13 protein-coding genes and 1 pseudogene are annotated in these 15,084 nt (G+C 54.0%); all 14 read left to right on the forward strand.

Translation table 11 applies throughout. From position 1 onward, the window contains the following. Positions 1–55 precede the first annotated feature (55 nt). The 14 genes and pseudogenes from NL510_RS06800 to NL510_RS06865 all read left to right on the forward strand — a co-directional run bounded on the left by NL510_RS06800 (position 56) and on the right by NL510_RS06865 (position 14,467). The gene (locus NL510_RS06800) at positions 56–2,434 is read left to right on the forward strand and encodes a DMSO/selenate family reductase complex A subunit (protein WP_253382717.1); all 2,379 of its coding nucleotides are present in this window, start codon (positions 56–58) and stop codon (positions 2,432–2,434) included. Beyond that, positions 2,431–3,060 carry a DMSO/selenate family reductase complex B subunit gene (locus NL510_RS06805; protein ID WP_253382719.1) on the forward strand — a complete coding sequence of 210 codons (630 nt, stop codon included), beginning with the start codon at positions 2,431–2,433 and terminating at the stop codon, positions 3,058–3,060. The genes NL510_RS06800 and NL510_RS06805 overlap by 4 nt, the downstream gene beginning before the upstream one ends. Beyond that, positions 3,053–3,841: a dimethyl sulfoxide reductase anchor subunit family protein gene (locus tag NL510_RS06810; RefSeq protein ID WP_253382721.1), complete on the forward strand. Its 789-nt coding sequence runs from the start codon at positions 3,053–3,055 to the stop codon at positions 3,839–3,841. The genes NL510_RS06805 and NL510_RS06810 overlap by 8 nt, the downstream gene beginning before the upstream one ends. Continuing rightward, positions 3,841–4,717 (forward strand): annotated as a pseudogene (locus NL510_RS06815) (4Fe-4S dicluster domain-containing protein). Before NL510_RS06810 ends, NL510_RS06815 begins: the two are co-directional and overlap by 1 nt. Before the next feature lie 121 nt (positions 4,718–4,838). Then, positions 4,839–5,270: a nucleoside-diphosphate kinase gene (gene ndk / locus NL510_RS06820; protein WP_014071336.1), complete on the forward strand. Its 432-nt coding sequence runs from the start codon at positions 4,839–4,841 to the stop codon at positions 5,268–5,270. 169 nt (positions 5,271–5,439) lie between these two features. Then, a complete protein-coding gene (gene rlmN, locus NL510_RS06825) occupies positions 5,440–6,606 on the forward strand; it encodes a dual-specificity RNA methyltransferase RlmN (RefSeq protein WP_253382728.1) in 1,167 nt (388 codons plus the stop codon). 293 nt (positions 6,607–6,899) lie between these two features. Continuing rightward, positions 6,900–7,892, forward strand: coding sequence for a cytoskeleton protein RodZ (rodZ, locus tag NL510_RS06830; protein WP_253382736.1), 993 nt, complete (start codon positions 6,900–6,902; stop codon positions 7,890–7,892). Positions 7,893–7,918: 26 nt separating this feature from the next. Beyond that, the gene (gene ispG / locus NL510_RS06835; RefSeq protein ID WP_253382738.1) at positions 7,919–9,037 is read left to right on the forward strand and encodes a flavodoxin-dependent (E)-4-hydroxy-3-methylbut-2-enyl-diphosphate synthase; all 1,119 of its coding nucleotides are present in this window, start codon (positions 7,919–7,921) and stop codon (positions 9,035–9,037) included. Between the two features lie 80 nt (positions 9,038–9,117). After that, positions 9,118–10,392: a histidine--tRNA ligase gene (hisS, locus tag NL510_RS06840; protein WP_253382740.1), complete on the forward strand. Its 1,275-nt coding sequence runs from the start codon at positions 9,118–9,120 to the stop codon at positions 10,390–10,392. Positions 10,393–10,405: 13 nt separating this feature from the next. Beyond that, a complete protein-coding gene (locus NL510_RS06845) occupies positions 10,406–11,026 on the forward strand; it encodes a YfgM family protein (protein ID WP_253382742.1) in 621 nt (206 codons plus the stop codon). 10 nt (positions 11,027–11,036) lie between these two features. Then, complete coding sequence (gene bamB, locus NL510_RS06850) at positions 11,037–12,215, forward strand: outer membrane protein assembly factor BamB (RefSeq protein ID WP_253382744.1); 1,179 nt, start codon at positions 11,037–11,039, stop codon at positions 12,213–12,215. Between the two features lie 112 nt (positions 12,216–12,327). Further along, positions 12,328–13,800: a ribosome biogenesis GTPase Der gene (gene der, locus NL510_RS06855; protein WP_253382746.1), complete on the forward strand. Its 1,473-nt coding sequence runs from the start codon at positions 12,328–12,330 to the stop codon at positions 13,798–13,800. Positions 13,801–14,010: 210 nt separating this feature from the next. Next, positions 14,011–14,193 (forward strand): hypothetical protein, encoded by a 183-nt coding sequence (locus tag NL510_RS06860; protein WP_253382749.1) that lies wholly within the window; start codon positions 14,011–14,013, stop codon positions 14,191–14,193. After that, the gene (locus tag NL510_RS06865) at positions 14,168–14,467 is read left to right on the forward strand and encodes a hypothetical protein (RefSeq protein ID WP_253382751.1); all 300 of its coding nucleotides are present in this window, start codon (positions 14,168–14,170) and stop codon (positions 14,465–14,467) included. The genes NL510_RS06860 and NL510_RS06865 overlap by 26 nt, the downstream gene beginning before the upstream one ends. Positions 14,468–15,084: the final 617 nt, after the last annotated feature.

Here is a 15,084-nt window from a genome sequence, read left to right on the forward strand (position 1 = left end):
CAATGTTCCTTGCGGCAAAAGCACGAGAATGCGCTTTTTATTTAAGGAACGAGCAATGAAAAAAGACAAATTCAGGGAAGAGGGCTTCATCCCTGGCGTTTCACGACGGCGTTTTATCCAGGCAGGAACAGCTCTTGCCGCCCTTCCGTTTGTCGTGAGCACGGCAAAAGCAAAGCCGGATGGGGCAGACGCCCCAGAGGCTTACCACGATGAAAAAGTGGTTCAAACCTGCAGTACCTTTGACTGCGGTGGTAAATGTGACATCCGTGCTCACGTAACCGACGGCGTCGTTACCCGAATATCTACGCGTCCTGATAACGAACTGGATCCACACATGCCTGTTATGCGCGCCTGCGTGCGGGGACGTGCGTACAGAAAATTTGTTTATCATCCCGATCGTTTGAAATATCCCATGAAACGCGTGGGGAAACGTGGCGAGGGAAAATTTGAACGTATTTCCTGGGACGAAGCCACCACGCTTATTGCCACTCAATTAAAAACGATAACGCAAAAATACGGTGCCGCATCACGTTATGTCCACGTAGGCACGGCCGTTTCTGGTGGGACTTTTTCCGGTGACAAAATGGTTCGTCGGCTGCTCAACTTAACCGGCGGCTATCTTGAAAGTTATCACTCGGTGAGTATGGGCAACACGGCCGCAGCAACCCCTTATACCTACGGCACCGCCGCGAGCGGCAGTTCCCTGGATACCTTGCTGGAGACCAAACTGGTGATCCTGTGGGGGCACAATCCAACCGAAACCATTTTCGGCCACAGCAACTACTTCTTCCAGAAGATGAAGCAAAGCGGCACCCGCTTTATTGTGGTTGATCCGCGCTATTCGGATACGGTTGCATCCCTTGCCAACCAGTGGATCCCGTTACTACCAACCACCGATAACGCGCTGATGGATGCCATGATGTACGTGATCGTCACGGAAAATCTGCACGATCGCGAGTTTATCGAACGCTTTACCCTTGGCTTTGACGAAGCGTCCATGCCAGCTGGCGTTCCGGCGAATGAATCCTTGTTCGCCTATCTCAATGGCGCTAAGGATGGTGTGGCGAAGACGCCAGAGTGGGCAGAGAACATCACCCACGTGCCCGCGCAGACGATCCGCCAGCTGGCGCGCGACTATGCGACGACGAAACCTGCCGCATTGATCCAGGGCTGGGGCCCGCAGCGTCATAACTGCGGCGAACGCACCGCGCGCGGCTCTACGTTACTCGCTACGCTCACCGGTAACGTCGGGGTGAAAGGGGGCTGGGCGGCAGGCTATGGCGGGGCGGCTAACCGCAAATTCGCCGTAGGCCCGCAGATGCCTGAAAACGCGGTGAGAGCCAAAATATCGGTGATGAACTGGGTACAGGCCGCTGATGATGCCTCAAAGGTGACGCCGGAAATGGGGCTGAAGGATGCCGGGACGCTGGACACTAATATTCGCATCCTGTTCTCGCTGGCGGGTAATTATCTGGCGAACCAGAATCCCGATCTGCACCAGGCGACGCGCATTCTGGAAGATGAGTCGAAAATTCAGTTTATTGTCGCAAGCGATCTGTTCATGACCCCGAGTGCTCGCTACGCCGATCTTCTGCTGCCGGAAACCAGCTTTATGGAACGCTGGAACATCGGTGAAACATGGGGAACGGCAAATTATCTTATCTTATCTGAAAAGCTGATTGAGCCAGAATTCGAACGTCGTTCAGACTATGACTGGCTGCGGGACGTCGCCGCTAAGCTGGGTATTGAGCAAGCGTTCAGCGAGGGGCGCGACGAGCAGGCCTGGATTGAGCATATCTGGGAGCAGACGCGGCTGGCGATGCCGGAAGAAAACTTACCCGACTTCGCCACACTGCAAAAGACGCGTCAGCATCTGTTCAAAAGCGCGCCGTTTGTTGCCTTTGAGGACAATATCCGCGATCCGCAAAATCATCCGTTCCCGACACCGTCCGGGAAAATCGAGATCTTTTCTCAGCGCCTGTACGACATGCGTCATCCGGAGATCCCGGCCCTGTCGCACTATGTACCTGCCCATGAAGGGCCAGAGGATGAACTGGCGAAGAGCTTCCCGCTACAGTTGATCACCTGGAAAGGTAAAAACCGTGCTAACTCTACGCAATATGCCAACCCGTGGCTAATTGAGGCGCAGCAGCAAAAGCTGTGGATTAACCCCCAGGACGCGCAAAAGCGTGGCATTACCCAGGGCGATGCCGTACGTATCCACAATGCGCGCGGGGTATGCGAAATCCCGGCCGAAGTGACACCGCGCATTATTCCGGGCGTGGTGGCAATGCAGGCGGGCGCCTGGTGGCAACCGGACGAGCAGGGCGTGGATAAGGGCGGCTGTGCGAACGTGCTCAGTTCAGCCCGCATTACCGCGCTGGCGAAAGGGAATTCACATCAAACCATGCTGGTGGAGGTGGCAAAAGCATGAGTCAGTTCAAACATTATGCGCCAGTGAGCGAAAAACAGCTGGGCTTTTATATCGACTCTTCACGCTGCTCGGGCTGTAAAGCCTGCCAGGTGGCGTGCAAAGATAAAAACAATCTGGATGTCGGGCGACGTTACCGCCGGGTGTATGAAGTTAACGGCGGGAGTTTCATTCCAACCGGGCAGGGCGGTGTGAATAACAACGTTTTTGCCTACACGCTGTCAATCTCCTGTAACCATTGCGCGGACCCCATCTGTACCAAAAACTGCCCGACCACCGCCATGCACAAGCGGCCTGGGGACGGCATTGTTCGCGTCGACACGGATAAGTGTGTCGGCTGCGGTTACTGCGCATGGTCGTGCCCTTACGGCGCTCCTCAGCTTAATGCGCAAACCGGACAGATGTCGAAATGTGATTTTTGCGTAGACCTGCAGGCCAGAGGAGAACAGCCGGTCTGCGTAGCAACCTGCCCTCTGGAGGCGATTAAATTCGGTCCAATTGATGAACTGCGGGCGAAATACGGTGCGGTATGCGATGTGAAAGGCTTGCCTGATTCATCGATAACCCAACCGAATCTGGCGATCAAAGCGCATCAGGGTGCTGAGAAAGAGGGTAGCCGTCATGCATGAATTACCGCTGCTAATTTTTACCCTTTTCCTGCAGGGTTCGGTGGGCATTACGCTGTGGCTGGCCTTTGCAGGGAGGCAGGCCCCGCAACGTCAGGTACTGTTTACCGCCGCCGGGGCGTTTCTACTCGCCGCGGTTGGGCTTCTCGCTTCGGCGCTGCACATGGGTTACCCGCTTAATGCCCTGAACGCGCTGCGCCACGTTTCCAGCTCCTGGCTGAGCCGTGAGATTATCTTCGCCAGTCTGTATCTCGCGGCGCTGGGTCTTGCGACGTTGCTGGTGTTGGCGAAAAAGCCTGGCTGGACGCTGCTATTGGTTATCGCGGGTATTGTCGGGCTGGTGGATGTGTTCTGCATGGCGCAAATTTACATTCACACGTCCGTAGTCACCTGGCAGCATATCAACACGCTGGTGCTGTTTATCGGCTCGGTTGGTATTATCGGTTCGGCCTGCGTAACCCCGGGGGCACGAAGCCGGGGCAGGGTTCAAGCGGCTGTCGCCATTGTCACGCTGCTGGTGCTGATACGTCTGGTGATGCAGCCCGTCTGGCTGGCAGACATTAACGCGCTTGACCACACCGTCGTCACCTTCCCGCATGCGCCGTTGCAGATGCTGGAGCAGCTCCGGGTTATGCATATCCTGAGCGGGGGCGTGTCCGTTCTGGGAATGTTGTTCTTCGCTGTCGGTGGCCTGAAAGGCGCGCGTGGCACGCTGTTTACGGGGAGCGCGTTGCTGATTATTGGCGAACTGATGCTGCGCTTCGTCTTCTTCAGTATTGGCTGATGGTTGGTTTAACCTTCACCCCGGCGATGGACGTGACGCAAAAATGCGTCCGTCGCCGCTTTCGCCGCGCCGCCTGTCGCGCCTGTGTGGACGCCTGTCCTGCTCAGGTGTTCTCAATCACTGGTACAGGCCTCTCGGTGGATGAAAGCCGCTGTATCAAATGCGGAGATTGCCTCTTTGTTTGTCCCGCAGAGGCCATTGTCGGTGTGACTGCGCCAAAACGCTCTCTCTGCGGCGACACGCTAATTGGCCCCTTTAACGGCAAAGGACCGACGGTGGCTGAACTGCTGCTGTGGCACGCACAATACGGCGTGCGCGCTGTCAGTATCGACGCGGAACGGCACGCTGAATGGATGGTGGCGCTTGCCGGGCTTAATCTGGTGCTTCGCCGACGGGGTGAGCCAGGCTGGACGTTTACGCCCCGGCGCAATAATGAGATTAACCTCGCCCGCCGTTCGCTTATTCACGTGCCGCAGAAAGGGGTGACGGTATGTTCCGTGGTGCCAGGCCCGCGCCAGCTTCGCATGGCTTTCCCCGGCTTCAGCCAGTCGGATACTGTTCTCAGCCCGCAAAAGTGCGACCTGTGCGGCGCCTGCTGGCGAAGCTGTGCTGAAAGCGCGATTCGCTTTGAAAAGGGAACGTTTATCGTTGAGGCTGCGCGCTGCACGGGTTGCGGCGGCTGCGAGGCGGTATGTCAGCACAACGCGCTAGAGGTGATACAGAAGGACGCGCCGGCACAGATAACGGCCCGCCAGACGTATGCGGCGACCTGTGTCTCATGCCAGCGTGCGTTCTGGTCGTTTAAAACCGCAAGAAAAGCAGTGTTCGCTGTGTCTGCGCCACGCGCACGGTATGAGAAACCCTGGCTGTTGCTAATCTTCGCCTTATTTTAAAAAAATGTTATGTCGAACCATAGGCAATGGCCCCATTGCTCATTATAATCCGCGCCACACCATACTCAGGTATGCAAAATAACAGACATTTGACAGAGGTTATCATGGCTATTGAACGTACTTTTTCCATCATCAAACCAAACGCGGTGGCAAAAAACGTTATTGGCAGCATCTTTGCTCGCTTTGAATCTGCAGGGTTTAAGATCGTTGGCACTAAAATGCTGCACCTGAGCGTTGAACAGGCTCGCGGTTTCTACGCTGAGCACGAAGGCCGCCCGTTCTTTGACGGTCTGGTCGAGTTCATGACTTCTGGCCCGATCGTCGTCTCCGTGCTGGAAGGCGAAAATGCGGTACAGCGTCACCGCGATCTGCTGGGGGCAACCAACCCGGATAACGCGCTGGCAGGCACTCTGCGCGCTGACTACGCAGACAGCTTCACCGAGAACGGCACCCACGGTTCCGACTCTGTTGAATCGGCCGCTCGTGAAATCGCTTTCTTCTTCGCAGAAGGCGAAGTGTGCCCGCGTACCCGTTAATTTAGCGGTTTCGTTTACATATTATTTTCGTAAATGCTACGTCCAGACGTGGCATCCCTGCGCCAGACTTTGTACAATGTTACGCCCCGGATGAGCATACCGCTTTCCGGGGCGTTTCTTTTCAACCCTCCACGGGCCATAACGTGTAACAACGAGGCCGGATAAAATTATGTCTGAATTAGTGAATACCTCCGAAGTCGCCATTCCTGCGGTTCCAAATAAAAATGGAAAAATTAACCTGTTGGATCTGAACCGTCAGCAGATGCGCGAGTTTTTCAAAGAGATGGGCGAAAAGCCGTTTCGTGCCGATCAGGTCATGAAATGGATGTACCATTATTGCAGCGACGATTTTGATGACATGACTGACATCAATAAAGTGCTGCGCAATAAGCTCAAAGACGTGGCTGAAATCCGCGCACCGGAAGTGGTGGAAGAGCAGCGTTCTTCAGATGGCACCATCAAATGGGCGATTGCCGTTGGCGATCAGCGCGTTGAAACCGTCTATATTCCGGAAGAGGATCGCGCCACGCTGTGCGTCTCATCTCAGGTGGGGTGTGCGCTGGAGTGCAAATTCTGTTCTACCGCTCAGCAAGGTTTTAACCGTAACCTGCGCGTCTCTGAAATTATCGGTCAGGTCTGGCGTGCGGCGAAAATCGTGGGCGCTGCAAAAGTGACCGGGACCCGCCCAATCACCAACGTGGTAATGATGGGAATGGGTGAACCGCTGCTGAACCTGACCAACGTGGTTCCGGCGATGGAAATCATGCTCGACGACTTCGGTTTTGGCCTGTCCAAGCGCCGTGTAACCCTCTCTACCTCAGGTGTTGTGCCTGCGCTGGATAAGCTGGGCGACATGATTGACGTTGCGCTGGCCATCTCCCTGCATGCGCCAAATGATGCCATCCGTGACGAAATAGTCCCTATCAACAAAAAGTACAATATCGAAACCTTCCTCGCAGGCGTGCGCCGCTACCTCGAGAAATCCAATGCCAACCAGGGCCGTGTGACCATCGAGTATGTCATGCTGGATCACGTTAACGACGGTACCGAACATGCGCATGAGCTGGCCGAGCTGCTGAAAGATACGCCGTGCAAGATCAATCTCATCCCATGGAACCCGTTCCCGGGAGCACCTTATGGGCGCAGCTCCAACAGCCGAATCGATCGCTTCTCCAAAGTACTGATGGAGTACGGTTTCACCACTATCGTGCGTAAAACCCGTGGTGACGATATTGATGCGGCATGCGGACAGCTGGCGGGCGATGTTATTGACCGGACGAAACGAACCCTGCGTAAACGCATGCAGGGCGAAACGATTGCAGTCAAAGCTGTTTGATAATTATGCACTCACGGCGCATTATTTGCGCCGTGAGTGCATAATCTTAGTGAATAATCAGCCAGATTCGTAATGTTTGATAAATAATTACGGTGCGTTTCCTGCGACTTTCGGGCAGTATGTAACGACCTAACAACAGTTTAGCCTCACGGGCAGGGCTGCACTGTCATCTCCGGGCTGACAGTCTTATAATGGCTCTTCCAGGTAAACTGACCAGAAGTTTCGCGGTGCGGGTGGCATTGTGACTCACCGGCGCCTGAACCCTTTTTTTCACGTACCAGTAGTTGTAGCGAATGAATACTGAAGCCACTCACGACCAAAATGAAGCACTCTCCACTGGCGTTCGTCTTCGCAACGCCCGTGAACAACTCGGACTCAGCCAGCAAGCCGTTGCAGAACGCTTGTGCCTGAAAGTTTCCACGGTTCGCGATATTGAAGAAGATAAGGCGCCTGCCGATCTGGCTTCAACATTTTTGCGCGGTTATATCCGCTCTTACGCAAAGCTGGTGCATATCCCCGAAGAAGAATTACTGCCAATGATGGAGAAGCAGGCCCCGGTCCGTGCAGCAAAAGTTGCGCCGATGCAGACCTTCTCTCTGGGCAAACGTCGTAAAAAACGCGACGGCTGGCTGATGAGTATTACCTGGCTGGTGCTGTTTGTGGTGGTCGGCCTGACGGGCGCATGGTGGTGGCAAAACCACAAGGCGCAGCAGGAAGAGATCACCACTATGGCCGATCAATCTTCCGCGGAGCTGAACCAGGCCGGAAGTGATAACGCCCAGAGCCTGCCGCTCGCCACCGACGGTGCAGCCACCTCAGGCGACGCACAGACGGCAACAGCGGATGTCCCGGCAACAGAGCCATCACAGACCCCTGATGCCACGGCTAACGCGCCAGCGCCGCAGACACAGGACCAGAATGCGGTTGTTTCGCCTTCACAGGCCAATGTGCTGAACGCGCCAGCGGACAACGCTGTAGCCTCTCTGCCCACCGATCCGGCAGGCACAACGACTCCAGCGGCGGATCCTAACGCGCTGGTGATGAACTTCAACGCCGACTGCTGGTTGGAAGTCACTGACGCAACGGGCAAAAAGCTATTCAGCGGCCTGCAGCGTAAAGATGGCACGTTAAACCTAACCGGTCAGGCACCTTATAAACTTAAAATCGGCGCACCGGCAGCGGTTCAGATCCAGTATCAAGGAAAACCTGTCGACCTGAGCCGATTTATCAGAACTAACCAGGTTGCGCGTCTTACCGTGAGTGCCGAACAATCAGCAGCACAGTAACAGACGGGCAACGCGGGAGATTTTTCATGCATAACCAGGCTCCGATTCAACGTAGAAAATCGAAACGGATTTACGTTGGGAATGTGCCAGTCGGCGATGGGGCGCCTGTCGCCGTTCAGTCAATGACCAACACGCGCACCACCGACGTGGAAGCAACGGTCAATCAAATCAAAGCATTAGAGCGTGTAGGCGCGGATATCGTGCGCGTTTCCGTGCCGACCATGGACGCCGCTGAGGCGTTTAAGCTTATCAAACAGCAGGTCAGCGTTCCGCTGGTTGCGGATATCCACTTCGACTACCGCATCGCACTGAAAGTGGCCGAGTACGGCGTGGATTGCCTGCGCATTAATCCGGGTAATATCGGCAGTGAGGAGCGCATCCGCACGGTTGTGGACTGCGCGCGCGACAAAAACATTCCTATTCGTATCGGCGTCAACGCCGGTTCTCTGGAAAAAGATCTGCAGGAAAAATACGGTGAGCCGACGCCGCAGGCGCTGCTTGAATCCGCTATGCGCCATGTCGATCATCTGGATCGTCTCAACTTCGATCGGTTCAAGGTGAGCGTAAAAGCGTCTGATGTCTTCCTGGCCGTTGAGTCTTATCGCCTGCTGGCAAAACAGATTGATCAGCCTCTGCACCTTGGGATCACCGAGGCGGGCGGGCTGCGAAGCGGCTCGGTTAAATCGGCGATTGGCCTGGGCTTGCTGCTTTCAGAAGGTATTGGCGATACGTTGCGCGTCTCGCTGGCGGCCGATCCGGTAGAAGAGATCAAAGTCGGATTCGATATTCTGAAATCACTGCGAATCCGCGCTCGCGGGATCAACTTTATTGCCTGCCCGACCTGTTCGCGTCAGGAGTTTGACGTGATCGGTACGGTGAATGCGCTGGAGCAACGTCTGGAAGACATCATCACCCCAATGGACGTGTCCATTATAGGCTGCGTGGTGAATGGCCCGGGTGAAGCGCTGGTCTCAACCCTGGGTGTGACCGGCGGCAATAAGAAAAGCGGGCTGTATGAAGATGGCGTGCGCAAGGATCGCCTCGATAATAATGACATGATCGACCAGCTTGAAGCCCGTATTCGTGCTAAAGCCAGTATGCTGGATGAGACGCAGCGTATTAGCGTTCAGCAGGTTGAAAAATAACGTGATGGGAAGCCGCGAGCTTCCCATGTATGATTGAACCCATTCTTTGGGTTTTTTTTGTATATAGAAAGAGAATAAACGTGGCAAAAAATATTCAAGCCATCCGCGGCATGAACGATTATCTGCCTGGCGAAACCGCCATCTGGCAGCGCATTGAAGGCACGCTAAAGCAGGTGCTCGGCAGCTACGGTTACAGCGAAATCCGTTTGCCGATTGTAGAGCAGACCCCGTTATTCAAACGCGCAATCGGCGAAGTGACCGACGTGGTTGAAAAAGAGATGTATACCTTTGAAGACCGCAATGGCGACAGCCTGACCCTGCGTCCGGAAGGTACGGCGGGCTGTGTACGCGCCGGCATCGAACATGGTCTCCTGTACAATCAGGAGCAGCGTCTGTGGTATATCGGCCCGATGTTCCGCCACGAACGTCCGCAAAAAGGCCGTTACCGTCAGTTCAACCAGTTGGGTGTGGAAGCGTTTGGCCTGCAAGGTCCAGACATTGATGCCGAACTGATTATGCTGACGGCACGCTGGTGGCGTGCGCTGGGTATTGCTGAGCACGTTTCGCTTGAGCTGAACTCAATCGGTTCTCTGCAAGCGCGTGCCAATTACCGCGATGCGCTGGTGGCATTCCTGGAACAGCATAAAGAGAAGCTGGACGAAGACTGCAAACGTCGTATGTACAGTAATCCGCTACGCGTCCTTGACTCCAAAAACCCTGATGTACAGGCGCTCTTGAACGATGCGCCTGCGCTAGGTGATTATCTTGATGAAGAGTCTCGTGAACACTTTGCCGGACTGTGCACGCTGCTTGAAGCCGCGGGCATTGCCTATACCGTTAACCAGCGTCTGGTGCGCGGGCTGGACTACTACAACCGTACCGTGTTTGAGTGGGTAACCACCAGCCTTGGTTCCCAGGGCACCGTGTGTGCTGGCGGGCGTTATGATGGCCTGGTTGAACAACTGGGTGGTCGCGCAGCGCCAGCCGTTGGCTTTGCGATGGGACTTGAACGGCTTGTTTTGCTGGTTCAGGCAGTTAATCCGGAATTTAAAGCAGATTCCGTTGTCGATATATACCTGGTGGCCTCAGGTGCGGATACGCAGTCTGCGGCGATGCAGCTTGCTGAACGCGTGCGTGATGCACTGCCGGAGGTTAAACTGATGACTAACCATGGCGGCGGCAACTTTAAAAAACAGTTTGCTCGCGCCGATAAGTGGGGCGCAAGTATTGCACTGGTGCTGGGTGAGTCCGAAGTGGCTAACGGCGAAGTGGTAGTGAAAGACCTGCGCTCTGGTGAGCAAACTACGGTAACGCAGGATGGCGTTGCGGCGCATTTGCGCACTTTATTGGGCTAAGGAGAAGGACTGCGTGGAAATTTACGAGAACGAACACGACCAGGTCGATGCGATCAAACGATTCTTTATTGAAAACGGTAAGGCCCTGGTTGTGGGGGTTATTTTGGGCGTCGGCGCGCTGATTGGCTGGCGTTACTGGAACAGTCACCAGGCTGATACCGCGCGAGACTCGTCGCTGGCGTATGAAACGACCATCGGCGCAATTCGTGCCGATCAGCCGCAAACGCTGGCGGCTGCGGAGAAATTCGCCGCTGATAATAAAAACACCTACGGTGCGCTGGCCGCACTGGAAATCGCTCAGCAGTACGTTGATAAGAACGAACTGGATAAAGCGGCTGCACAATTGTCGCAGGGTCTCGCGGCTGCCAGCGATGAAAATCTGAAAGCGGTCATCAATCTGCGTCTGGCACGTATCCAGGTTCAGCAGAAAAAAACTGATGAAGCGTTGAAGACCCTCGATACCATCAAAGGCGAAGGCTTTACAGCCATTGTTGCCGATCTGCGCGGTGAAGCACTACTGAGCAAAGGTGACAAAGCGGGCGCGCGCAAAGCCTGGCAAGCTGGTATCGATAGCAATGCTTCACCTGCGCTGAGCGAAATGATGCAGATGAAAATAAATAATTTGTCCGTCTGAGAGGGACCCGATGCAATTGCGTAAATTACTTCTGCCAGGACTGCTTTCCGTTACGTTATTGAGTGGCTGTTCACTGTTCAGTGGCGAAGAAGATGTTGTAAAAATGTCCCCGCTGCCAACTGTTGAAAACCAGTTTACCCCGTCAACCGCGTGGAGAACGTCAGTAGGAAGTGGGATTGATGATTTCTATTCCAACCTGCATCCGGCATTTGCTGACAGCGTTGTCTATGCGGCTGACCGGAAAGGTACCGTCAAAGCGCTCAACGCTGATGACGGAAAAGAGGTGTGGTCGGTAAATCTGGCAGAGAAAGACGGCTGGTTTTCCCGTAAACCTGCACTGCTGTCTGGTGGTCTGACCGTTGCCGGTGGCCACGTGTATGTGGGTAGCGAAAAAGCGCAGGTTTATGCCCTGAACACCAGCGATGGCTCTATCGCCTGGCAAACCCGCGTTGCCGGTGAAGCGCTGTCTCGTCCAGTGGTAAGCGATGGCGTTGTGTTGATTCATACCAGCAACGGCCAGCTACAGGCGCTAAACGAAGCGGACGGTCTAGTGAAATGGACGGTTAACCTTGATATGCCCTCTCTTTCTCTGCGCGGTGAATCCGCCCCGGCTACCGCATATGGCGCTGCTATTGTTGGCGGTGACAACGGTCGCGTGAGTGCGGTACTGATGGAACAAGGCCAGATGATTTGGCAGCAACGTATTTCTCAGGCGACCGGTTCAACTGAAATTGACCGCCTGAGTGACGTCGATACTACCCCGGTGATTGTGGATGGTGTGGTTTATGCCCTGGCCTATAACGGCAACCTGACTGCGCTGGACCTGCGCAGCGGCCAGATCATGTGGAAACGTGAGCTGGGCTCGGTCAATGATTTCATTGTTGATGGCAACCGCATCTACATGGTTGATCAGAACGACCGTCTGCTGGCACTGAGCACTGAAGGTGGCGTAACGCTGTGGACGCAAAGCGATCTGCTGCACCGCCTGCTGACAGCGCCAGCGCTGTTCAGCGGTAGCCTGGTGGTGGGTGATAGCGAAGGGTATATGCACTGGGTTGATCCTGAGACGGGCCGCTTCACGGCGCAGCAAAAAGTCGATAGCTCCGGCTTCCTGACGGACCCGGTTATTGCTGACGGTAAACTGCTGATTCAGGCAAAAGACGGCACGCTGTACGCGATCGCGCGTTAATTACCGGGCGGTTGTAGTATACTAAACGGCTGCTGTTCACTCAGGAGCCGTTTTGACATTTTTAAAAACGCCGCAAAAGCGACGTTATTTTGAATTTTATGAGGCTTCAAACATGGTACCTGTGGTCGCGCTTGTCGGGCGCCCTAACGTTGGAAAATCCACTCTTTTTAACCGTTTAACACGCACCCGAGATGCGCTGGTTGCGGATTTCCCGGGGCTGACGCGTGACCGTAAGTACGGTCGTGCAGAGGTGGAAGGACGCGAGTTCATCTGTATTGATACCGGCGGTATTGATGGTACGGAAGACGGCGTGGAAACGCGTATGGCGGAACAGTCGCTGCTGGCTATCGAAGAAGCAGACGTGGTGCTGTTTATGGTTGATGCCCGCGCAGGCCTGATGCCTGCGGACTCGGCGATTGCTAAGCATCTGCGCGCGCGTGAAAAGCCCACCTTCCTCGTGGCGAACAAAACTGACGGTATTGATGCCGATCAGGCGGTCGCGGATTTCTGGTCTCTGGGCCTGGGTGAAATTTACCCCATTGCCGCTTCGCACGGTCGCGGCGTCACCAGCCTGCTGGAAACCGTACTGCTGCCGTGGGTTGATGAGGTGAACCCGCCGGAAGAAGTGGACGAAGATGCTGAATATTGGGCGCAGTTTGAAGAGGGCGTTGAAGGCGAAGAAGAGCCTGAAGACACCTTCAACCCGCAGGATTTACCGATTAAACTGGCGATCGTAGGGCGTCCAAACGTAGGTAAGTCAACGCTTACTAACCGTATACTTGGTGAAGAACGCGTGGTTGTGTATGACATGCCGGGCACGACCCGCGACAGCATCTATATCCCTATGCAGCGCGATGAGCGTGAGTTTGTCCTCATCGACACCGCGGGCGTGCGCAAACGTGGGAAAATCACCGATGTGGTGGAAAAGTTCTCGGTTATCAAAACTCTGCAAGCGATCGAAGATGCCAACGTGGTCCTGCTGGTTATCGATGCTCGTGAAGGCATCTCCGATCAGGATCTCTCCCTGCTTGGTTTTATCCTCAATAGTGGGCGCTCACTGGTTATCGTCGTCAACAAGTGGGATGGCCTGAGCAATGAAGTCAAAGAGCAGGTGAAAGAGACCCTGGACTTCCGCCTGGGCTTTATCGACTTTGCACGCGTGCACTTTATTTCTGCCCTGCACGGCAGCGGCGTGGGTAATCTGTTCGAGTCCGTTCGTGAAGCCTATGACAGCTCCACGCGTCGTCAAAGTACCGCTATGCTAACCCGCATTATGACCATGGCTGCAGAAGACCACCAGCCGCCGCTGGTGCGTGGCCGTCGCGTGAAGCTCAAATATGCCCACGCCGGGGGGTATAACCCGCCTATCGTGGTCATTCATGGCAACCAGGTTAAAGACCTGCCGGACTCCTACAAGCGCTATCTCATGAACTACTTCCGAAAATCGCTGGACGTGATGGGTACGCCTATCCGCATTCAGTTTAAGGAGGGGGAGAACCCGTTCGCCAACAAGCGTAATACGCTGACCCCAAACCAGATGCGTAAGCGTAAGCGTTTGATTAAGCACATTAAGAAAAGCAAATGATGAATCACTAAAAATCATCTGCTATCGAAAAACCCTGAAGCCCGCATTGTGTCGGGCTTATTTGTTATCAGTGGCTATCATAACGACGTATGAAAACGCATAATTAGGGTGTGCCTACTGACCTTTGCTGTGTTTCGCGGGAAACGCAACATTGGTAGAGCATTTGCTGATGATAAAGTGACCGTTGAAACCGAACGACAGGGAGATGTTATGAGCAAACGCATTGACGTGACCGGAAAGAATGGCGCGACGTTGTCAGCCAAAGGTAGTGGTCTTATCTATACAAAAGAGCTGGGATGGCTTGATCTCGGTCATGCCAGAGGTACAGATATTCGACTTTTGCTCAACCAGTTCCGCTCTGGCGAGGATGATGCATACTGCGTCACTGTTTGAGCACTGGCAGACACGTTTTAGCTGGATAACAGACAGCGGTTTTAGTGCTGAAGATCTGGTTTCTGATCTGTTGGGGTTTTACTCGGTTGTCCGTCCCATGAATTACCTTGATTTGTTAAGCATCGACCCGAAAGAGAAAGCGCAGCGTCGCTGGGACTTTTACGGCTCTGTTGGTCGGAATAAAAATAATTTTTTCCTGCCTTTGCTCTTCCCTGATCCTGATGACCCCTGCATTCGATACATGCCTTATTATGGCAAATATCGCACTGGATGAAGCAGATTGACCGGTTTACTGATACGGCCAGTAAAATCGCAAGACCATTAATCAAAAACGGGGTCAGTTTCGGTTTTTGGACGGACTAGAATAATGAGATTTTTACGTAATACGATTTACATTATCCTGGCTGTCGTCATTGGCATTACGGTATTCACTGTTGGCTTTTCACCAGCGATTTGATTAAACACGCCCCGAGAATCAGTGAGGTGTATGACTTAGAATATCGTTCACAGGATGGCGCTTCGCCAGAAATGAGTTCATCACATTTCATCATACGCGTGACGCTGAAACACTTCGCAGTTACCTCAAAGAGAAAGGCTTTATTTACGAGGCTACTGATAGTTTTGGTGAGCAATGGACGCACTGGTGATGTCATTAGCCGTTGATAAAAGCCAGCAAACCGTGGTTCTGACGGAGCTTTCGTACCCTTAAATATAACCCCGGTACTAAGCGGGGGATAATTCGCTATGGCTGCCTAATACTAAGTGCTCAGTACCTGCTTTAAAAAACGGGCTAAGTTACCGTTCCTGTTATCGGTAAGCTCGTAGATGACTATATGAATTTTGATGTAGATGCACGCCATCACTATCAGCGCGGCCATTTCCGTTTGCATC

The sequence above is a fragment of the unidentified bacterial endosymbiont genome, assembly GCF_918797525.1.
In the GTDB taxonomy this organism is placed as follows: Bacteria; Pseudomonadota; Gammaproteobacteria; order Enterobacterales; family Enterobacteriaceae; genus Enterobacter.